General features: G+C 67.0%; 18 protein-coding genes and 1 pseudogene. 2 read left to right on the forward strand and 17 right to left on the reverse strand.

Annotated elements, in window-relative coordinates; all coding sequences use genetic code 11:
- Position 1: 1 nt before the first annotated feature.
- From ACFSE6_RS02610 to ACFSE6_RS02620, 3 genes are all read right to left on the reverse strand, one after another.
- Complete coding sequence (locus tag ACFSE6_RS02610; RefSeq protein ID WP_388002138.1) at positions 2-910, reverse strand: carbohydrate ABC transporter permease; 909 nt, start codon at positions 908-910, stop codon at positions 2-4.
- Between the two features lie 174 nt (positions 911-1,084).
- Positions 1,085-2,050: a carbohydrate ABC transporter permease gene (locus tag ACFSE6_RS02615; protein ID WP_388002139.1), complete on the reverse strand. Its 966-nt coding sequence runs from the start codon at positions 2,048-2,050 to the stop codon at positions 1,085-1,087.
- Positions 2,051-2,059: 9 nt separating this feature from the next.
- Positions 2,060-3,397, reverse strand: coding sequence for an ABC transporter substrate-binding protein (locus ACFSE6_RS02620; RefSeq protein ID WP_388002140.1), 1,338 nt, complete (start codon positions 3,395-3,397; stop codon positions 2,060-2,062).
- A 308-nt stretch (positions 3,398-3,705) separates the two neighbouring features.
- Between ACFSE6_RS02620 and ACFSE6_RS02625 the strand changes: the two genes are divergently transcribed.
- Positions 3,706-6,096: a discoidin domain-containing protein gene (locus ACFSE6_RS02625; protein ID WP_388002141.1), complete on the forward strand. Its 2,391-nt coding sequence runs from the start codon at positions 3,706-3,708 to the stop codon at positions 6,094-6,096.
- Between the two features lie 76 nt (positions 6,097-6,172).
- Here ACFSE6_RS02625 and ACFSE6_RS02630 read toward each other — a convergent pair whose 3' ends face one another.
- Positions 6,173-7,699, reverse strand: coding sequence for an ABC transporter substrate-binding protein (locus ACFSE6_RS02630; protein WP_388002142.1), 1,527 nt, complete (start codon positions 7,697-7,699; stop codon positions 6,173-6,175).
- Positions 7,700-7,944: 245 nt separating this feature from the next.
- Between ACFSE6_RS02630 and ACFSE6_RS02635 the strand changes: the two are divergent.
- Positions 7,945-8,589, forward strand: a pseudogene (locus ACFSE6_RS02635) (ATPase, T2SS/T4P/T4SS family); the annotation flags it as partial.
- Positions 8,590-8,775: 186 nt separating this feature from the next.
- On the opposite strand, the gene ACFSE6_RS02640 reads toward ACFSE6_RS02635, so the two are convergent.
- From ACFSE6_RS02640 to ACFSE6_RS02700, 13 genes are all read right to left on the reverse strand, one after another.
- Positions 8,776-9,831, reverse strand: coding sequence for a hypothetical protein (locus ACFSE6_RS02640; protein WP_388002143.1), 1,056 nt, complete (start codon positions 9,829-9,831; stop codon positions 8,776-8,778).
- Entirely contained in the window at positions 9,828-10,331 is a 504-nt protein-coding gene (locus ACFSE6_RS02645; protein ID WP_388002144.1) for a hypothetical protein, read from the reverse strand. Before ACFSE6_RS02645 ends, ACFSE6_RS02640 begins: the two co-directional genes overlap by 4 nt.
- Positions 10,328-10,567 carry a hypothetical protein gene (locus tag ACFSE6_RS02650; RefSeq protein WP_388002145.1) on the reverse strand — a complete coding sequence of 80 codons (240 nt, stop codon included), beginning with the start codon at positions 10,565-10,567 and terminating at the stop codon, positions 10,328-10,330. Before ACFSE6_RS02650 ends, ACFSE6_RS02645 begins: the two co-directional genes overlap by 4 nt.
- Positions 10,564-10,920 carry a terminase gene (locus ACFSE6_RS02655; RefSeq protein WP_388002146.1) on the reverse strand — a complete coding sequence of 119 codons (357 nt, stop codon included), beginning with the start codon at positions 10,918-10,920 and terminating at the stop codon, positions 10,564-10,566. Before ACFSE6_RS02655 ends, ACFSE6_RS02650 begins: the two co-directional genes overlap by 4 nt.
- A 57-nt stretch (positions 10,921-10,977) precedes the next feature.
- Complete coding sequence (locus ACFSE6_RS02660) at positions 10,978-12,045, reverse strand: hypothetical protein (protein ID WP_388002147.1); 1,068 nt, start codon at positions 12,043-12,045, stop codon at positions 10,978-10,980.
- A 340-nt stretch (positions 12,046-12,385) separates the two neighbouring features.
- Positions 12,386-12,601, reverse strand: coding sequence for a hypothetical protein (locus tag ACFSE6_RS02665; protein WP_388002148.1), 216 nt, complete (start codon positions 12,599-12,601; stop codon positions 12,386-12,388).
- Between the two features lie 152 nt (positions 12,602-12,753).
- Positions 12,754-15,213: a phage/plasmid primase, P4 family gene (locus tag ACFSE6_RS02670; RefSeq protein ID WP_388002149.1), complete on the reverse strand. Its 2,460-nt coding sequence runs from the start codon at positions 15,211-15,213 to the stop codon at positions 12,754-12,756.
- A complete protein-coding gene (locus tag ACFSE6_RS02675) occupies positions 15,210-15,359 on the reverse strand; it encodes a hypothetical protein (protein ID WP_388002150.1) in 150 nt (49 codons plus the stop codon). Before ACFSE6_RS02675 ends, ACFSE6_RS02670 begins: the two co-directional genes overlap by 4 nt.
- A complete protein-coding gene (locus tag ACFSE6_RS02680) occupies positions 15,356-15,592 on the reverse strand; it encodes a hypothetical protein (RefSeq protein ID WP_388002151.1) in 237 nt (78 codons plus the stop codon). Before ACFSE6_RS02680 ends, ACFSE6_RS02675 begins: the two co-directional genes overlap by 4 nt.
- 647 nt (positions 15,593-16,239) lie before the next feature.
- A complete protein-coding gene (locus tag ACFSE6_RS02685) occupies positions 16,240-16,497 on the reverse strand; it encodes a hypothetical protein (RefSeq protein ID WP_388002152.1) in 258 nt (85 codons plus the stop codon).
- Positions 16,498-16,557: 60 nt separating this feature from the next.
- Positions 16,558-17,967: a recombinase family protein gene (locus ACFSE6_RS02690; protein WP_388002153.1), complete on the reverse strand. Its 1,410-nt coding sequence runs from the start codon at positions 17,965-17,967 to the stop codon at positions 16,558-16,560.
- On the reverse strand, positions 17,964-19,415 hold the full coding sequence (locus ACFSE6_RS02695; protein WP_388002154.1) for a DNA translocase FtsK: 1,452 nt from the start codon (positions 19,413-19,415) through the stop codon (positions 17,964-17,966). Before ACFSE6_RS02695 ends, ACFSE6_RS02690 begins: the two co-directional genes overlap by 4 nt.
- A complete protein-coding gene (locus tag ACFSE6_RS02700; RefSeq protein ID WP_388002155.1) occupies positions 19,412-19,693 on the reverse strand; it encodes a hypothetical protein in 282 nt (93 codons plus the stop codon). Before ACFSE6_RS02700 ends, ACFSE6_RS02695 begins: the two co-directional genes overlap by 4 nt.
- Between the last annotated feature and the right edge of the window lie 2 nt (positions 19,694-19,695).

The following is a 19,695-nucleotide window of genomic DNA, read 5'->3' on the forward strand; positions in this document are numbered from 1 at the left end:
CTCAGCCGCGGATGGCGCCGGCGATGCCTTCGACGAAGTACCGCTGCAGCAGCAGGAACGCGATGATGATCGGCAGCATGCTGATGGTCGAGGCGGCGGCCATGCCGGTCCAGTCCGTCGCGTTCTCGCCCTGGAAGGCGTAGACGCCGACGGCGAGGGTGCGCTGGTCGGGCCGGGTCAGGGTCAGCACCAATGGGATGAGGAAGCTGTTCCACACCCGCATGAGCGTCATGATGATCGCGGTCGCCAGCACCGGTTTGGCTAGCGGCAGCATCACGGTCCAGAAGGTGCGCAGGAACCCGGCGCCGTCGATCCGGGAGGCCTCGATGAGCTCGCGGGGCAGCTGCCGGAAGTAGCCGGCGAACAGCAGGATGATCATCACGTGGGCCCCGCCGGACTCCGCGAGGACGATGCCGGCGAGCGAGGTGCTCAGCCCGAGGGAGCGGATGAGGTCGAAGATCGGGATGATCGTGTACCCCTCGGGCAGGAACAACGTCGCGATCATCAGCACCATGACGATCCGGCGTCCGGGGAACGGGAAGGTCCCCAGGACGTAACCGATCATCGCCGTCGTGATGACGACGATCGCGATCGTCGCGGCCGTGATGAGCAGCGTGTTCCAGAAGTACGGGCCGATGTTGGCCGTCCACCAGGCGCGGGTGTAGTTCTCCCACTCCGGCGCCTCGGGGATCAGGCCCATGGAGGAGAAGATCGTGGTGTTGGTCTTCAGCGACGCGGAGACCATCCACAGCACGGGGTACAGCCACAGGGCGGCCGCGGGCACGAGCACGATCGTCAGCAGCACGTGGCGGGCGAAGCGGCGCCGGTTGGCGATGCGCCGGCGGCGCGGGGTGGTGGCCTCGGTGCTCGACCGCGCCGTGGGCGCGTGAGTCAGTGCGGTGGTGCTCATGCTGTGCTCCTCTCGCACGATCGCTGCGGTGCCTCGCTCCACCACACCTCGTTCCTCGGCGTGCCTCCGCGGCGGCTCCTCGCGCTCATGCTGTGCTCCTCTCGCACGATCGCTGCGGTGCCTCGCTCCACCACACCTCGTTCCTCGGCGTGCCTCCGCGGCGGCTCCTCGCGCTCATGCTCCGGACCTCATCTTCCGGATGCGCTGGACGCCCCACGCCTGCGCCAGCGTGAGGATCAGGATCGCCAGGCCGAAGATGACCGCGGCCGCCGAGGCGTACCCCAGGCGCGGCTCCTCTGCCGAGGCGAAGGCGAGCCGGTAGATGAACAGCTCCATCAGCTCGGTGGAGTAGGACGGCCCGCCGCGCGTCATCGCCTGCACCAGCGGGAACGTCTGGAACGCCCCGACGACGGCGATGAGGGTGATGATGACGCCGAACGGGAGCACCATCGGGACGGTGATGTGCCGGTGGCGCTGCCAGCCGCGGGCCCCGTCCACCGAGGCGGCCTCGAGCAGCTCCCGCGGCACGGTCTGCAGCGCGACGAGCCAGTAGATCATCGAGATGCCCATCCACTTCCAGATGAAGACGCCGGCCACGGACCACAGGGCGGTGTTCGGGTCGCCGAGGAAGTCGATCGGCCGGTCGATGAGTCCGAGGGTGAGCAGCGCCGAGTTCAACGGGCCGTCGAACGGGTTGAGGACCATGGTCGCGACCACACCGACGATCGCCGTCGTCGTGACCACCGGCAGGAAGAAGACCGTGCGGAAGAGGGGCCGGAGCCGGTAGGAGGTGTCGTTGAGCGCGATCGCGATCAGCAGCGCGATGACCAGCGAGATCGGCACCGTCATCAGCACGAACACGCCGGTGCGGCGGAACGCGGACCAGAAGTACGGGTCCTGCCAGATCTCGGCGAAGTTCGCGAAGCCGACCCACTGCTTGTCCGCGCTGATGCCGTTCCACTCCTGGAAGGCGATCACCCAGGAGTTGATCATCGGGTAGAAGGTGAACATCGCCGCCAGCACGGCGGTGGGGATCATGAACACGTAGCACCAGCGGTACTCCCACATGCGGGTGCGCAGTGTCTTGGTGTTCTCCGGTCGCGCCTCGTTCGGCAGCGAGACGTCGGTCGCGGCAACCATGGCGGATCCTCAGAGCTCGTCGTACATGTCTGGGGTGTAGGGCTCCCCGGGGACAAAGTTCGAGAAGACCCAGTCCTCACGTGAGACGTTCGCTCCCTTGTCGCGCGCTGCGGCGATCGCCTGGTCGAGTTGTTCGTCCGAGCGGTCCTCGAGGTCCTGCATCGCCGAGCGCACGTCCGTAATCGATCCGTCGATGATGCCGGCGATGGTTTCGCCCAGGCCGGGGGTCAACGCGGGCATCTCCTGATTGGCGATCGCCACTTCGGGGTTTCGGATCAGGGCGCTTGGCAAGCTGACCAAGGTCTCGGACAGCTCTAAGGCGCGGCGACCGGCGGGGCTGAGGGCGTCAGCCGCGTCCGCGTGTGCCTCCTCGAAAGGCGTGGGGTTGCCCGGACCAACGATGGACATCCACGCCGTGGCACCCTCGAGGCTGCCGTGGTATGCGAGAATGTCGCCGGCGATCTCGGGATTCTCGGTGCTGGAAGCCACCCACATGGCGTCCTGGTTGATGGCCGGGTTGTAACCGCGCGGCAGTGAGCCCGGTCCGGGGTGCGGATGCGCGCCCACACCGAAGTCGAAGTCAGGGTTCTCGTCCTCCCATTGCGGGATCATCCACGGCCCTGCGGTGACCATCCCCACCGAGCCGCCGACCACCCGGGACGTTGTCTGCTGCGCTTCCATCGAGGCCGACCCGGGAAAGAGGCTGCCGTCCGCCTGCAGCGCTAGGAGGAGGTCCAGTGCGTCCGTCCACGCGTCCGACGCATAGTCATACTCGCCCGTGGCCGGGTTGAGCCCGTATCCGCCTCCCATCTGTGCGAAGGCCTCGAGCCAAAGCACTAGTTTCGGAGGTTGTCCTCCTTCAAGAGTGACTCCGTAAACCTGGCCGTTTCCAGCCTCCGTAATGCTCTTGGCTGCGTCCCGATATTCGTCCCACGTTAACGGTGACTCTTCCGGGTCGTAGCCGGCGTCGTTCATGAGCTGCCGGCTGTAGAGCAGGCATTCGTTGTATCGGTTGGGTGCGGTCCCGGGGAACGAGTACGTCTTACCGTCGAAGATGTGTACGCCTTCGAAGAGGATGCCCTCGGGGTACTGCCTCTTCCAGTCCTCGAAGTTCGGGATCACGTCATCCAACGGCATAACCCAGCCTTCCTCGACGGCCTCGTCCATGAGGCCGCCTGGCAACTGGAAGAGATCGTGCAGGGTGCCGTTGCGAACGCCGAGGGGTACGACCTCTGTCATCGAGTTGGGCGTGAGGGGGTCGTAGCTGAGGTCGATGTTGGGATGCTTCTCCCGGTACGCCTCGACCAATTGCGTCCAGTAGGCGGCCTTGGTGTCCCCGCTATCCATGATGCGGAAGCTGCGCTCCCCTTCGGGGAGTGGTTGTGCGGGATCCGGAATTTGGATCAGCTGAGATTCCGTCTCTGTGTCCGGACGCGTGCAGGCACCGAGACCGAGCGCTAAACCGAGACTCGCCCCTCCGACGAGAGTGGCACGCCGAGAGATGTCTTTGCTGGGCGGTGTTCTAGGGGTTCTAGGCATCGTTGCCCTCCTTGAGGTCCTTGACAGACCAGTGGTCAGTGGTCAAGTCTCTTGGCCACCGGGCGCTACGTCAAGGGTGCAAGCGCCACGGAGTAATCGATTGCTCTGGAGGAGCCATGCCGTCATCGCTCGGGCCGGCGCACAGGATCGCTATGGACGGAGAGGCCGGCGGGCGCCGCTTCGACGGCGTGGGGGCGATCAGTTCTGGCGGCTCGTCCCGCCTTCTCGTCGACTATCCCGAGCCCGCGAGGAGTGAGATTCTCGACCTTCTCTTCAAGCCACGTTATGGAGCGTCGCTTCAAGCGCTCAAGGTCGAGATCGGTGGCGACATGGACGCGACCATCGGTGCCGAACCCAGCCACATGCGTCGACCCGGCGAGGTGGAGGAAGGGTTGGGTTATGAATGGTGGCTTATGCGGGAGGCGAAAGTCCGCAATCCGAACATTCTGCTGTACGGGTTGGCGTGGGGGGCGCCGGGGTGGTTCGACGGTGGCTTCTGGTCCGAGGACCATGTGGCCTATATCGTCTCGTGGCTCGGCTGTGCTTCACGAAACGGGTTCCAGATCGACTATATTGGGGGCGGAAACGAACGCGGATGGGATCGCGACTTCTATGTCCTCCTCAAGAGGCAACTTCACGCTCACGGCTACGGGCATGTCCAGGTCGTAGCGACCGACGACCATACGCCCCCCAACTACTGGAGTATCGCCTCCGCGATGCGGAAGGATCCCGAGCTCGCGGACGCGATCGACGTCGTCGGGGAGCACGACATCTGCGGGTGGCGCACTCTCCAGCGGCAGTGCAGCATTACCGACGACGCGTTGGCGCTGGATAAGCCGCTCTGGGACAGCGAGAACAGTACGACCGACTATCAGGTCGGTGCTGAGCCGCTCGCGCGAGCCATGAGTCGCCACTATATCGATGCCCAAGTGACCGCAAACTACAACTGGGCAATGATTGCCGCATGGTACGGGACGTTTCCCATCGGGGGCACGGGACTCATGCTGGCCGATCGTCCATGGTCGGGCTATTACGACGTCGGCAAAGAAATCTGGGTCGATGCCCACATGACGCAGTTCACCGAGCCCGGCTGGCGGTACGTGGATCCTGCCAATGGATATACGGCGGCCGGTACGAGCTACTCAGGATTGCGGTGTCATTCGACTGGCGACTACACGTTGTACGTGGAAACGATGGACCTCCAGCACCCCGAGACTCTTCAGGTCGACGTCACCGGCGGCCTCTCTCGAGAGCGGGTGTCTGTCTGGTCGACCGACCTACGGTCGAACATGCCGGAGACCGAGTTCTATGTGGACGAAGTGATCGAACCCTCCGACGGAAGCTTCGAGTTCACGGTCAAACCGGGGCACGTCTACACGGTTTCAACGACGACCGGGCAGCGGAAGGGCGACGTGAAGCCGGCTTCGTCCTCGTCGGAGCAGTTACAGCTGCCGTTCCGCCAGGACTTCGAAGGACTCAGCCCGGGCGAGCTGGCGCCCTACTTCTCAGATGTTCACGGTGGCTTCCAGGTGGCTCGATGCGGAGGTGGACGGGAAGGACACTGCTACCGGCAGATGGTCACCCAGGAACCCATCGCTTGGCACGGCTGGAGCATGCCGCCGACCACAATCGTGGGGGACCCTCGCTGGTGGGGCGACTACGAGGTCAGCGTGAGGGCCTTGTTGGAGGAGCCGGGCTACGTCGCTCTCCTGGGGCGCGTGGAAAGCCAGCAGCACGCCGTCGGCGGCTACCAGCTTCGGGTGCATGACAGCGGAGAGTGGCTGCTACTCAGCCAGGACGTCGCCGGGAACGAGAGCCTTCTGGATTCTGGCCACGGTGTCGCCGTCGGTTGCCATCAGTGGTTCTCGCTGTCATTGCGGTTTCTCCACGACCTCGTCACCGTGACGGTGAACGGCGATCCGATCGCGGAGGTGCGCGACGACCGGCACACGGTTGGTCAGGTCGGCCTACGAGCCAGCCCATGGGTCAATGCCCAGTTCGACGATCTCGAGGTTGTCCCGAGTGACCAGCACCCCCGATTCGTCCGACACGATGAGATGAGCGTGACGGGAGTCACGAGTGAGCACACGCGGAACGACCGGGGCGCCGTCTTTGGTGCACACCTTGCGATCGACGATCGGGTGGAAACGGCGTGGCGCTCGGAATACGAGCCGCTCTCGCCTCTGCCGCAGTCGATCACGCTGGACCTGGGGGCCGAGCGTGAGATCCACGGCCTGACATACCGTCCTCGCATCACCGGAGTGCCCGAGGAGGCCATCACGGGGTACCGCATCGAGACGAGCCGCGACGGCGAGCGTTTCCGCGAAGTCGCCAGCGGCACGTGGAAGGACTCGATCGCCACAAAAGTGGCGGCCTGGGACGCCCACCGCGCGCGATTCGTCCGGCTCGAAGCGACGGATCGTGGCGGTGAGGAGGACGGCTGCGTATCGGCGGCAGACATCAATATCGCCCTGACCCCGATGCGCGAGTTTGGGGCCCATCGATAGTGGTGCCGTCGAGCGTGTATCCGGACTCGGCTGAGCAGGGAGAAGCACAGACGATCGGGTCAGCTGTCAGCAGCCGTCAGAGCTCGTCGTACTTGTCCGGCGTGTAGCTCTCGCCGGGGACGAAGTTCGGGAACACCCAGTCCTCCTCGCTGACCTCGGCCCCCGCCTCGCGCGCGGCCGCGATGCCCTCCTCACGGGCGCGGCGGCTGCGGTCGGACAGGTCGGTCAGCGCGGCGCGGACGTCGGTCACCGAGCCGTCCAGGACACCGGCGATGATCTCGCCGAAGTTCGGCGTCACGGGCGGGGACTCCTGGTTGGCGCGTGCGACGTCCGGGTTGCGCACCACCGCGGAGGGGAACATCACCTGCTGGTCGGCGAGTTCGAAGGACCGTGCGCCGCCGGGGGAGACCTGGTCCTTCAGCGCCTCGACCACGTCCGGGTACGGCGGCGGGCTGCCCGGGCCGACCAGGCGGCCCCAGGCCTCGGCGCCGGCCCGGCTGCCGTGGAAGGCGATGAGGTCGCCGGCGTACTCGGGGATGTCCGTCTCGGCGTAGACGAACATCGCGTCGGCGCCCTTGCCGGGGGCGTAGCCGACCGGCAGTGCGTCGGGCCCCGGGCGGGGGTGGGCGCCGACGCCGAAGTCGAAGTCAGGGTTCTCCTCCTCCCACAGTGTGATGACCCAAGGGCCGGCGGTGACCATGCCGGCCGAGCCGGTGGCCACGCGCGGCCACGCCTGCGGCGCGTTCAGGGAGGTCGAGCCCGGGAAGATGCTCCCGTCGGACATGAGCGCCCGGAGCAGCTCGAACGCCTCGAGGTACTCGTCGGTGGCGTAATTGATCTCGCCGGTGCGCGGGTCGTGGGCGTGGCCGCCGAGCATGTTGGCGAAGCCGTGCATCCACAGCTCCAGCCGGTTGGCCTGGGCACCCTCGAGGACCACGCCGTAGACCTGCCCGTTGCCGGCCCGGGTGATCTTCTTCGCGGCGTCGCGGTACTCGTCCCAGGTGAGCGGGCTCTCCTCCGGGTCGTACCCGGCGTCGTTCATGAGCTGGCGCGAGTACATGAGGCAGATCTCGTACCGGTTGTCCGCCGTCGCGGGGAAGGAGTAGGTCTTGCCGTCGAAGACGTGGATCCCGTCGAGGAGGATCCCCTCGGGGTACTGGTCCTTCCACTCCTGGAAGTTCGGCATCACGTCGTCCAGCGGCTGGACCCAGCCCTCGCTGATCGCCTGGGCGTGCATGGCGCTGCCAGGTGCGAGCTGGACCAGATCGTGCAGGGTGCCGTTGCGCACCGAGAGCGGGACGAGCTCGTCGATCTGCTCCCAGGCCAGGCCGTCGTACTCCGTGGTGACGTTGGAGTGCTTCTCCTCGTAGGCGGGCAGCACCGCCTCCCAGTAGTTGGTCTTCGTGTCGCCGCTGTCGATCACGCGCAGGGTGATGTCGCCCTCGGGCAGGGGAGAGGCGGGATCGGGGATCTGGATGCCGCTGCCGCCGGCCTGCTGGTCCGGTGGCGGAGTGCAGGCGGACAGGGCGTACAGGGCTCCGGCGCCCAGCCCGGCGGCGAGGATGGACCGGCGCGAGGGGCCGGCCGGGTGCATCGGTGTCATCGTTGAGCTCCGTCGATCGTCGTTGAAGGACTCGGGTCGAGTGCAGAAGGCGCGCCTTGCGAAATCGATTACAGCAGGTGGTAAGACCTTAGACCTCCGCCGATTCGGCGTGCAAGGTCCTGGCATGGGTTCGGCCGGAGCCTGTGCTGCGGCGGCTTGACCGTTTTCCACAAGTGGGCTCCGCCGCGGACGGACCTTGGTATGTTCTCGGACCTACAGATGGGGAATCGGACGCAGGGGACCGAATGGACGACGGCGTCGCGTTGCTGGAGAGCGAGGTCCGTGAGCTCGTCCGGCGCCGGGGTATCGACCCGGCGCGGGACATGGACGGGGTGCGCAGCCTCGTGGCCGCGGCGCTGTCCGACTATGACGACCGGTCGGTGGCGGGGCTGGTCCCGCCGTTGCCCGATCCGGAGGCGGCGAGCAAGGAGGTCGTCGACGCCGTCGCCGGACTCGGGCCGCTGCAGCGTTACCTCGACGATCCGCAGATCGAGGAGATCTGGATCAACGAACCGGGGAAGGTATTCGTCGCGCGGCAGGGTCGGTCCGAGCTGACGACGACGATCCTGGACGAGGCGCAGGTCAAGGACCTGGTCGAACGCATGCTCCGGCTCTCCGGACGGCGCCTGGACCTCTCGACGCCGTTCGTCGACGCGACGCTCGCCGGTGGAGAGCGGGTCCACGTGGTCATCCCGGACGTGACGCAGTCGGCATGGGCCGTCAACATCCGCAAGTACGTCACGCGTGCCCGTCGCCTCGGGGACCTGGTTGCGCTCGGTTCGATGAACCAGCAGGCGGCGACGTTCCTGGACGCTGCCGTCGTCGCCGGCATGAACATCTTGGTCTCCGGCGCCACCCAGGCGGGCAAGACCACGATGGTCGGCGCCCTTGTCAAGTCGTGATGTGACTGTCTTTCGTTTGCGCCGCCTGCCTGCACCTCATGCCACGCGCGGACCCTCGTCACGCTGCCCGATCATCCGCGCCGCCCCCCTGGGGGATGACCCTTTCGCCTCCGGCGCTCGCCTACCGGTCCGCATAGCAGCTCAGATTGCGGGCGGTCTAAAACGCCCTAAGGATCAGATCTCGAGCCGTGGAATCGGACCAAGCGCCGTTGACGTTCCGGCCTCCACCGAGCCGGAGAACCCTACGGTCGTAACCATCTCTGGTGTCGTGGTGAGGAGTTGCGGTTGAGCGAAAACCGCTAGAACGTCGATGACGTCCTGGACCTTGAACTCCCGACGCTCTACATAGACCTTGGCAACCTCGCGATGAAGTGGGTTGGGCAGCTCAGCCGCGGTGGGCATGTGGAAGTCTCGCGAGAGCAGCATCTGGACGATGCGCACGCCTTCAAAGAAGGTCTGCATGAAGCTGAAGTCATGCGGGATCGGGCAGATGACAAGGTTCTTCTGTTCATCCTTACGGACGATGTCTGAACGTTGGGCCGAAGACGGGACGATGGCGACACGGAGACCCGGTGCACTTTCGAGTCTGCTGGGGTTGATCTTGATCGACGTCCCAACCCATCGGTCCTGGGATGACGAGCCGAGGAACAGGTCAGCCTTCCAGAGGCCTTGGATGCTGCGAGGGAGTGCGAGCCTCGCTGTTGGCCGATGGAAGGCTGCGGCCAACTGATTCATGTAGCCCTGGAGTTTGACGGGTTGGCCGCGCTTCCCTGAGAGCACGCGCGAATCGGGTGTGATGAGTTCCCGGTTGGTCTCTACAAGTTGCTTCGCGCCGGTCTTCTCGATGGCGAAGAGGATCGAGGCGATGCTGTTCCCCGAGACCTTGCACTGCTTGAGCGCCGTGACAATCCGGTCGATGACGACCTGCTCACGGTTCACAACTGCGTCATGGACGGCGTACTCGAATGCGACTCCGAGGTCGCCGTCGCTGCCCTTGCGAACCCTGCCTAGGTCCGCGAGGCGCATGTTTCCCCGGCCGCCGTGCGGCTCCAGGTACTCCTCGCCGATCGAGTGCAAGAGCCCGACAACGATTGGTCGTGTGACGGCGATCAGGGCGCTGACGTCGTCAGCAACCGGGTTGAGTTGGCGCTCCTCGCGAATTTCCATGAACGAAGCCTGCCGCCTCCCGCCCAGCCGCGCGTGCGGATTGGTGATTGGATCGACGATCACGATGCCTCACTCTCCGCAGCGATGAAGCCATCTACGAGGACGACGCCGCCATAGAGGCCCCAAGCGCGCGTCGCGCGTCCCTGCCATAGACACAGCTCTCGTACGGGGCAGAGCGCCATGCATCGGCCGCGCACGGGGTCCGCGTCGGTCTGGTACCGAAAGTCGGTGACGAGGTCCTCGTCGGACCGAGCGCATGCGGCGCCCTGTTCGACGGTGCGGAGCAGCTCAGCATCGACCGCCTTGTCCCCGACGTGCGACCAGCCCCGGTCGATGCCAAGCCCTCGGGTCAGCGCCCGCGTGGTCGGCGATGGATGGCGGTCAGCCTTCGCCAGCAGGACCGCGCGCTCGTCCGGGTCGTCGGGGAGCGTGGTCGGCAGCGCCGTCTTCAATGGGCGGAGGATCTGCCCCTTCACGAACTGCGCGCGGTGCCCGCTACATAGCCCGCGCGCCTCCTGCCTATTGGTGCAACCCTCGAACGTGCACGCTCCGCCCTTCCTCATCCGCGCACCTCCGCCCAGCGCCGCATGAGCGCGGCGACCTTCTCGATCGCCACCGCATCGGCGTAGTCGAACGCCTCGATCTCATCGAGCACGACCTCGGCGCAGATACGGACCTCGCTCCCGGCCTCATGGTCGGCCGACCACGTCCGGACCGCCTCGATCGCCTCCGGGCGGCTCAGGCCGCGCAGGCGCGGCAGCGGGGCCACGTACGGGCCGCGGGACCGCTTGCGCCTCACACCGCCCCCCGGATGCCATAAGCCCCCCGTGCGCCGCCACGGCGCTGCGGACGCTTCTCCTCGCCCTCATCGCCGGTCGGCAGGCGCAGGGATGCGATGAGTTTGGCGAGCACCTGCGACTGCAAGCGGCTCTCCACGAGGTAGGGCGATGCGACCGGATCCCCTTTGAAATTCACGACCGTAAGCGGCGCATCCTTCTGAGCTTCAGCGAGCGCATCCAGTCTGTCGGCGGTCCGGCACGCTTCCACCAGCAGAAGCGCCTCGTGTTCCTCGATCTCGTACTCGTCAGCGATGCTGTGCCAGAGCTTGCGACCGGCCTTGCTGAGCCCGGCTGGCGTCTTGCGTTCGGTCATTTTCTGTCCTTTCGGTCGAGCCGGGGCGAGGCTGAGCTGCCCCGCCCCGGCAGGTGTTCACTCGTTGAAGTACTTGCCGAGATCGGCGGGGTCGTCGCCGTAGTCGGGCGCGGCCTGCGCCGAAGGGATCGAGCGGAACGCCGAACCGCCGGAAGCGGGGGCGACCTGGACCAACGGCGGGGTATAACCCTTTGCGTACTGCGTAATAGCCCAGCCTTCGGCCAACTCGATGGAGTAGAGCCGCTCCAAGTCCCCGGCGGCGGCCATCTGCCGACGCATCTGGAGTGACGGCTCGACGCTCGCAGCGTTGATGAGGAAATCCTCGGCGAGCGCCCGAGCGTTCTCGCGTAGCCACTTCTCGGCGGTGTCGAGCCCGTCGCCCACAGGGCCATGCCAGGGGAGGTGGCGGATGATGACGTCCGGGTTGCCCGCCAGCTGCTCGATCGCGTCCTCGCGAGCCCGCAGGAGGGTCGAGAACGCCTCTCTGGCGGCCTCGATCGCGGCGAGGGTCTCTTGGTATAGCTCGGGCACGCGTTCGGCGTTGCGGGCCGATTCTGTGGCCGCATCGGCGGCCATCTGAGCATCGAGCGCCCTGCGCGCCTGCTTGGCCTTGGCGAGCAGCGCGTCCGCGTGCGCCTGCGCCTTCTGTCGTGCGTCTCCGAAGTCGGGACGCTTCACGCCCTTGGGGGCGCGGCCCTCCTCTACGGCAGCGACGGCCTCGGCACGAACCTTGCGCTCGTGGTCGGCCTCGGCGCGATCGATGTCCTTAAGAGCGCGCGTCGCGTCGTAATAAGCACCCACAGCGCTCTCCAACTCCCGGGCGGCCGCCGCGCACTCAGGCGTCTGCGGGATAGCTTTCGTGACCATCAATAGCTTCTGCGGCGCTGGAGCGATGCTGAAGCGCAGCTCGTCTTCGGTGGTGATCTGGATCTTTGCCATGGTGCTCTCCTTCGGTTCGGTGCTCGCCGGGACCGTCCCGGCGAGCGTGGTGAGGTCGTGCGAGCCGAGCGGGACCAGCGGAACTTCACTCGGCGGTATGGATGCGACGCGCCGGGCAAGCTCGCCCAGCTCGTCATCGCGACCGCGTTGGGCCGCGAGGTGCGCGAGGAACGCGTCAGTGCTCACGACGGCCCCTCGGCGATGTAGTAGCCACGTCGGCCGTCGCAGTCCGCGACCCTGTAGCCGTGGACCCGATCGCCTGCGAGGCCGCCGTGGACGTGCCTACGGCCGCAGAATGGGCACGCGACGGTCAGAGCCACGGCTCCGACATAGCTGCGCATCGGAGAGCGGCCGACCACGGGTGCGGCGGGTGCTCGATGGCGGACCCGCTCCGCGAGCGTCGAAACTGAGCACCCGTGGTGGATCAGGGCGATCCGCTCTGAGCTGGACATCGACGCCAGGCTGCGGGCGACCTCGCAAGTGTCGGTGAGGCTGACAAGCTCGTCCCACTGGTCGGCGACGGTGCTCATCGCGCTGTCTCGGCAAGCCAAGCTTCGGCGGCGGTGAGTGCCTTACGCCAGGCGGCCGTGCCGACCGTCGCCCGCACGAGGCCATCCACCACGTCGGCCAACCGGTCGGCCCGGCTCGCCGGAGCGCCGTCGATCCCGTCCTCAGCAGACATGTTCAAGTACGGCGGGACGACATATGTCGGTCGTGCCGACCACAGGTTTCCAGCAGTCATTTCGGATCTCCTCGGTGGTCTCGTAAAGGGGTGCTGTGTCAGGTGTGTCAGCAGGAATCGGAGGTTCCTCATGAAGGGACAGATATAGAAACGGCGATTGCTGCTGACACACCTGACACACTTGGAGGTGTTTCCGCAGGTCAGAGGGCAAATCACCATGTGGCGGGCTCCTCTCCGTCTCGAAGCCATCGGAGCCCTGTCCACGCCTGCCGAGCGTTGGTCGACACCGGCACACCGACGACGGGGTCGCGTGGCGACAGGCCCTCTGTTCCCCGCTTACGGACCTTGCCGATCCGGGCTGCCTTGACGGATTGGTGAGCTTCGAAGCGCCCGGCAAACTTCTTGTCGACCCACGCCCGATGGCCACGGTCGAGCAGGTAGTCGTTGAACGCGCCAAGCAGTTCTTGGGCGAGCACCGCCGATTCCCGGTCAGGCACCATTACGTCCGTCAGGAACGCGAGGATCAGGTCGGCCTGCCTGCGCCAGGCGAGCATGTCCGCCTCGATGCTCGGTGGCGGTGTGGGCAGCACCTCGCCAGCGGCGTACCACTGGCGGGCACCGTCGACGATCCACGCGAGCACAGCTCGGTGGACCTCGGGTGACCGGGCGATCGTCGGGCGCAGGTTCGGATCGCCACGGCGGTCGTCAGGTCCTTCGATGGGCTCACCGGGCTTGCGGAACCGATACGGGAACCTGGTGAGCAGCAACCGCCGCCAGGATCCGTGGTCGCCCTCGGTGACCGTGGGCAAGCTGTTCGTCGTGACGAACAGGGTGTGGCTGGCCACGAACTCGACAGTGTTCTGGCCCGTGTACCGGGCCGTGACCGTGGGCTTGCCGACGATCCGCTTGATCCGGTCCATCGGGAGCCGCTCGGTATCGGGCAGCTCTTCGATGATCGCCAGCCGGGTGCCCATCAGATCCATGAGTTCCGTGGGGTGCGCGTTCGGCGGCGCGGTCAGGACCCGCTCTGAGATCCCACGGGCGTAGTCCCCGAGCGCCCGCTGGGCAGCCTCCAGGATCGACGTCTTGCCGTTCTCGCCGCCGCCCTGGAGCAGCAGCAGGCGGTCGTCGCCGGGCGTGTGACCGGTCGCCGCCTGGCCCATGCGGACCTGCATCCATGGCCGGACGTCGTCCGGCATGGCCCGTAATGCTCTGTCCCACGCTTCATGACGGGCGCCTGGCGCATAGTCGGCCCCGGCCATCTTGCGGAGCAGCAATGTGGGGTCGTGGGGGAGTAGTTCACCGGTCCGCAGATTCACGATCCCGTTGGGCGCGTTGAGCAGGTCCGGGTGGGAGTCAAACTCGGTCGCGCTGGCCTTCAAGATCCCTCTCGTCAGCCCCACGATCGCGCGGATCCGGTTGGCCGCCAGCAGCCGGTTCAAAGCCTCCAGGCGCCGCATGTCCGCCCCGGCCTTCGCCTCTCGGGAGTGCCAGTCGACGAGATACCGGCGAACCTCCTCGGTCACCGCGACGTCTGACGAGTCGGCCCACCGCTTCCCGTCGAAGTGCAGCCACCCGAGTTCGGGCGTCCAGCGGAAGGTGGCCCGTAACAGGTCATCGCACACACGCGCGGCAAGGTCGGCGTCCGTCAGGCTCTCCCGGCGGTCAGGCCGCGCGGGCGGTGTCTTCGGCGACGCGGGCACGCCGTCGAAAATTGACCCGCGGCTGCCGAGATCCTCGGGCATCGCCGCAGGCGTCGCCCGCCTGACCTGGCTGGCCCACTTCGTCTCGACATCACGCGGCGTCCAGCCCGAGTCCGTCGGAGCCGCCTCGACGAACGCAGCATGCGCGTCCTCGATCGACAGCGGGGTCCACGCGGCGCTCGCCAGCTCTGCCAGTCGATACGCCGCGTCGGCCTGAGTTTTCTCCCAACCCCGGCCGTGCTCGTCTGTATGCTCCTCGGGCCAGCTCGCCGTCGCACGCAGCTCATCGACGATGCCATTGACCGCCGTGTCCACGTATGCCTGCGCGGCCTGCTGCATCTCCGGCGGCATCGAGGTGAACTCGGGCGCGTCGGTGTCGATCGGGGCGGTCGTGGTCGGCGTCATCTCCGCCGTCGCCAGCTCACGCAGCCACGCTGGCGCCTCGGCCGGGCGTAGGTTGCGCTCGATCGCATATCCGGGTGACGGCGGCACGATCACGTAGCCGCCTTCGCCCCGCACGTCGAGCCCGTCGCCGAGCTTCCCGGCCGACGACTTGGACCCGGGCCACGCGCGGAAGTAGAGATGCCGCCCGCCCGACATGGTCGAGACCGTGAACGTCTCGGGCATGTCGCCGTGCTCGACCTCCAGGCCGAGCAGCGAGCCCGGCCCGGCGGGTACGTCGACGTCGAGAATCGTCACGCCTGAGGCCTTGCCGGTGGGCATGCCGATCAGCGCCTGCGGGTGCCTCGCCCACCACGCCCGGACCTGATCCTCGTCCGTCGTCGCGTCGCGGAATCCGTGAGCGGTCAGGGGGCGTTTGCGCGCATCGCACGGGAACACCGGCCGCCCTCGCCGCGCCCACCGCAGGGCGCCGTCGATGTTCGTGGACGGCGCGGTGGTCGGTGCGATACTGGTGTCGACTTCGGCAGAGTCTTTCGGCGCCCCGGCCCCCGCTCGGGGCGCCGTCATTTCGCCACCTGATTGCCGGAGGTGGCCAGTAAGGCGGCGAGGCGCGCTCGCGTCGCAGGCGGCAGCGGCGGAGCGTCCGCCACGAGGCGCGCGACGTCCTCGGCGGCCCAGTCCATCCGAGCGCGCAGCTCGTCGAGCGCGTTCATCGCCGATCACCGCCGAGCGCGATCGAGGCGATCCGATGCCGCTGCGCGGCCGAGAGGTCTTGCTCGGCGAGTGCCTGCCGGATCGCGTGTTCCAGCGCCAGGGTCGCCATCTCGGCGCGGAGCGCGGCGATCTCGTCAGTGCGTTCCGGGTGCCAGTGCGTGAGCGCGGCGAGCTTCCCGCGCAGTGTTCGATATTGCTCGTCGGATCGACGAGGCAGGGTGACCGTGGTCACGGTTTGGCCTATGGCCGTAGTGCAACGCCTTCATCAGGCGCCCGGATCGCGGACCGAGTCGACGCGACCCCGACTGCAACCGCCCGAGCGGGCGGTCTGTCTAAGCAAGAATGCTACAGCAGCGAGATTAGCAAACCAAGCTACGTGTGCTTACGGTCGAACCGGCAGGAAATGCGCGCTCGCCGACCCGCAGAATGCTGCTGCGGACGTCAAGCTCGGCCATTGGCGTCTCGGTATGACGTCCGCACGTTGGGCAACGGGTAGTGAGAAGATCGTCGGCGATCGAGATGTGGTCATACGTCTGCCACCCGCGACGCTTCCGTACCTCATGCCGCTCCAGCGCGTACAGCCCACCACCGGGCGCCAGTGGCGGCGCAGGCACGTGGCGTGCCCCCAGGACGCGGGCCGCGAGCTTGTTGTGCTCGGCCTGCCTCCTCGGCCACGGGTCGTTCCATGCCGACCCCAGACCGCCCAGCGGTGTGGGAGCGTGAGCGTCGCAGATGAGCCACCACACCGGCCGGTCATCTAAATCATGTTGAATTTGCATGACTCAATACTCATCTCCCCACATTCGAAGTCCAAGTCGCGCCGGGCCGTAGTCGACGAACTTTCTCAACTCCCGTCAACTTTCCGAGACACGCCGAACGTCAGAGGTCCGTGCGCTCCGACGACGACGAGAAGCACCCCACGTCCCGCAGCGCCTCATTCGCCCGCTCGACGAGGTCGCTGTCTGGGTCCCATGCATTGCGGATCTCGAACAGCTCACCGCACGGCGCACCGTCATCGAGCGCGGCCTCGAACTCAGCCCACCCGGTCGCCGTATCGGACTCGCTGCCGCCGCCGTCGTCGGAGCAGCCAGCGAGCATCAATAGGGCCGCCGCAACGGCGGGGACCGTCCGCTTCATGGCGTCAAAGTAGCGGCGCTCCGGGCGCGATGTCCGAGGTTCGGTACTCGGGCATCTTGGTCAGACATCGCGGCGGAACTCGCGCCGCACGTACGCAGGATCGATGCGGGACTCATCGCCCGGCTGCCAGCCCGCAGGTCGGCCCCGCGGCGCTTTAAGGATCGTGACACGCATGAGGGCGTCCAGAGCCGCCCGTTGCGCGTCAAGGTCAGCGGTCAGAAACGCCTCCACGGGGTCGGGCGCAGCCTTCAGCCATCCGAGCTGTAGCTGTTCGGAAGCGGCAGCAATTTCCCGCTCGGCAGCCTCGCGTTCGCTGCGCAGCTTCGCGCTCAGCGTGGCGAGCTGGGCAGCCGTGATCGCGCCCGTCGCGAACATCTCGGCCGCCTCATCCTCCCGGATGGCCAGTGCCTGTGCGCGCTCGCGTGCCGCAGCCAGTGGCCCGGGGTCCGGCTCACTCGCGAGGAGGTCGGCGACGTCCTCACGGGCGAGCCGCTCGGCGATGGTGAGCCGGACGAGGTCATCAACGGGCTCCTGGAGTCGGGAGATGTGCGAGCGTGAAGAGGCGCAGGTGTACGCGCGGCGGTTCTTGGAGGACTTCACCACTCGGCAGATGTCACCGCATTCACCACAGATGTAGATACCGGACCCGAGCCACCGTGGCGCGCTACGCACCCGGTTGGTGAGCCGACTCGGGTCGCGCAATAGCGCCACGACAGCACGCCAGGTGTCCTCATCGACGATGGCTGGCCATGCAGCCGGTCCGACGATTTCCCGCTCGTGTTCGATGAGTCCGGCGTTCCGGGCTCGCGTAAGCACCCGGCGGACGTTGTCCATTCGCCATGTGCCGCCCGTCGACGTCCGGACGCCTCGCGTGTTCCAATCCCGGACGATCGAAGCGAGCGAGCGGCCGTTGAGCAGGGCTGAAGAGGCCTCACGTAGACACGCCGCCTCGTCCTCGCGCACTGTCATGCCGTCAGACTCGAAACCGAAGGGGCGCCCGCCACCTCGGTACTTGCCGGTTTCGAGCGCCTGCCGCTTCTGTCTACGGATGCGCTCCGCCTTCTGTTCGGACTCCTGCCGCGCCCATGCCCCCAACGTGCGGGCCATCGCCCGCCCGGTCGATGTCGATAGGTCGATGTCACCAGCTTTGACCGTGTGCGTGACGATGCCCCGAGGTTCACACACGTCGATGTACTCCTCTAGCTCCCGCGGACTGCGGTGCAAGCGGTCGGCGTGCCACGCGATGACGGCGTTGGCGCGCCCAGCTCGCAGGTCGTCAAGCAGATGTGAGTAACCGGGGCGAGGCTTGCCCGAGTAGGCGGAGATGTCGTTATCCGTGTGCACGGCGACGACGTCCCAACCAAGTCGTTCTGCGAGTTCGCGGCAGTCCTCTTCCTGACGTGCGACTCCAAGCCCGGCGCCGGTCCGGTCTTTGGAGATGCGCGCGTAGATCGCGGCACGTCGGCTCATGACCGCATCCTCTCCCGTGAGGCCCGGTACTTCGCCATCGACGTGCGGTGACGCGTCACCGCGTATGCGGCCCCGACGCCGACGACGATGGGTAGCAGGGGCAGCGCGACGACGGAGAATGTGCCGACCATGAGTGTCACGAGGACGGCCACCGACCAATCACTCGCGACCATCGCGCGGTGCTCGCGCATCGGAGGATGAGCCAGCAGGTTGCCGTGCGATCTCCCCTTGTCGTACGCGGCGCGGATCGCACCGTCGATGTCTGCCCAGCTCAGTGCGGCGGGCTCGTCATCACGGATCGACGCTGCGGGCGCGTCCATCGGCTCTGGCCTCTCCGGCATCACCGATTCGTCGACGGCCACCGGCTCGTCATAGGGCTGGTCGTCGGGGAGGTGGTCGGCCACGTCGGCCATCATGTTGGTGAGGTCGTCCGTTGAGAGGAACGGCGCTTGGACGCGCTCCGGCTCCCGTGCACCGCTTGGCCACCAGAGTGCGTCGCCCTGCCCGAGCAGCCGCTCCGCACCCGACTGCCCGAGCGCCACGTTCGAATCGACGTATGAGCGGACCGAGAACGCGAGGCGGGACGGCGTGTTCGCCCGGATCAGTCCGGTCAGGACGTCCGCGCTTGGCCGCTGGGTCGCCAGGATGAGGTGGATCCCGGCGGCGCGTCCGAGTTGGAGGAGTCGCACCAGCGTCGGTTCCACGCGCTTCTGTGCCTGCATGATCAGGTCGGCGAGCTCGTCGACGGCCACGACGACATATGGAGGAGCCTCGGCTCCCAGCTCGGAGATGTTCCGCACGCCTGCCTGTTCCAGCGCGCGGTATCGCTCATCCATCGTCGCTTCGACATCTGCCAGCACGCGCACCGCCGCGTCGACGTCGGTAGCGACCGGCCGCAGCAGGTGCGGCACCGGCCTGAACGCCGCCAGCTCGACCCGCTTGGGGTCGACGAGGACAAGACCGACCTGGCCTGGCGTCGCATGCGCGACGAGGTGCGCCAGCATGCTGGTCAGCGCCACGGACTTGCCGGATCCGGTCGTGCCGCTGACCACGAGGTGGGGCAGGTGGTCCAGCCGTGCGGCGACCGCCTCGCCCTCGACACTCACGCCGATCGGAACCTCTAACGGATGAGTCTGACGGATATGGTCCGCCACCTCGTCCAGCGTCACCGTCCGGCGCTGCGCCGCTGGAACTTCGACAGCGATGTGCTTGCCCACCGGGAGCACGCGCACGCTCGCCACCTCCAGCGCGATCGCCAGATCATCGGCGAGCGCCGCAATCTGCTTCACTTTCACGCCCGCGCCGGGCGCCAGGTGGTAGCGGTCCACGGTTGCGCCGCGCGTGACGTCTTCGACGGTGGCCGTGATGTCGAAGCTACGCAACGCCAATGTGAGCGCGCGCGCCTCGTCGGCGGTGTGGTCGGCTCCGGTGATGGTCTGTGCGCTCATCGGCCCGCCACCTCCAGCCTGCTGGCGATGTGCGCCGCCGGGAAGCGATCTGCTGCGTCCGTGCTGCCGCATCCGTCGCATCGGTTCGATGAGAAGTGCGGCTCGCCGGTGTCCAGCACCAGTCCCATAGCGCCATCGATCCCCTCGCCCCAGAGCGCGACCTGAGCCTCAGCGATCTCCTGGGAGATGTCATACCCGGTGATGCCGTCCGCGCACTCACCGTTGGCAATGAGCATTGCGCAGTCCGTGCAGACCTCCAGATCCCGCGTGATGTTCATGA

Source organism: Georgenia deserti (genome assembly GCF_042680605.1).
GTDB lineage: Bacteria > Actinomycetota > Actinomycetes > Actinomycetales > Actinomycetaceae > Allobogoriella > Allobogoriella deserti.

Coding starts and splice junctions, on each gene's coding strand:
- ACFSE6_RS02610 (WP_388002138.1), bottom strand. CDS start 910: ATGAGCACCACCGCACTGACTCACGCGCCCACGGCGCGGTCGAGCACC.
- ACFSE6_RS02615 (WP_388002139.1), bottom strand. CDS start 2,050: ATGGTTGCCGCGACCGACGTCTCGCTGCCGAACGAGGCGCGACCGGAG.
- ACFSE6_RS02620 (WP_388002140.1), bottom strand. CDS start 3,397: ATGGATAGCGGGGACACCAAGGCCGCCTACTGGACGCAATTGGTCGAG.
- ACFSE6_RS02625 (WP_388002141.1), top strand. CDS start 3,706: ATGCCGTCATCGCTCGGGCCGGCGCACAGGATCGCTATGGACGGAGAG.
- ACFSE6_RS02630 (WP_388002142.1), bottom strand. CDS start 7,699: ATGACACCGATGCACCCGGCCGGCCCCTCGCGCCGGTCCATCCTCGCC.
- ACFSE6_RS02645 (WP_388002144.1), bottom strand. CDS start 10,331: ATGAGGAAGGGCGGAGCGTGCACGTTCGAGGGTTGCACCAATAGGCAG.
- ACFSE6_RS02655 (WP_388002146.1), bottom strand. CDS start 10,920: ATGACCGAACGCAAGACGCCAGCCGGGCTCAGCAAGGCCGGTCGCAAG.
- ACFSE6_RS02665 (WP_388002148.1), bottom strand. CDS start 12,601: ATGACTGCTGGAAACCTGTGGTCGGCACGACCGACATATGTCGTCCCG.
- ACFSE6_RS02670 (WP_388002149.1), bottom strand. CDS start 15,213: ATGACGGCGCCCCGAGCGGGGGCCGGGGCGCCGAAAGACTCTGCCGAA.
- ACFSE6_RS02675 (WP_388002150.1), bottom strand. CDS start 15,359: ATGAACGCGCTCGACGAGCTGCGCGCTCGGATGGACTGGGCCGCCGAG.
- ACFSE6_RS02685 (WP_388002152.1), bottom strand. CDS start 16,497: ATGAAGCGGACGGTCCCCGCCGTTGCGGCGGCCCTATTGATGCTCGCT.
- ACFSE6_RS02690 (WP_388002153.1), bottom strand. CDS start 17,967: ATGAGCCGACGTGCCGCGATCTACGCGCGCATCTCCAAAGACCGGACC.
- ACFSE6_RS02695 (WP_388002154.1), bottom strand. CDS start 19,415: ATGAGCGCACAGACCATCACCGGAGCCGACCACACCGCCGACGAGGCG.
- ACFSE6_RS02700 (WP_388002155.1), bottom strand. CDS start 19,693: ATGAACATCACGCGGGATCTGGAGGTCTGCACGGACTGCGCAATGCTC.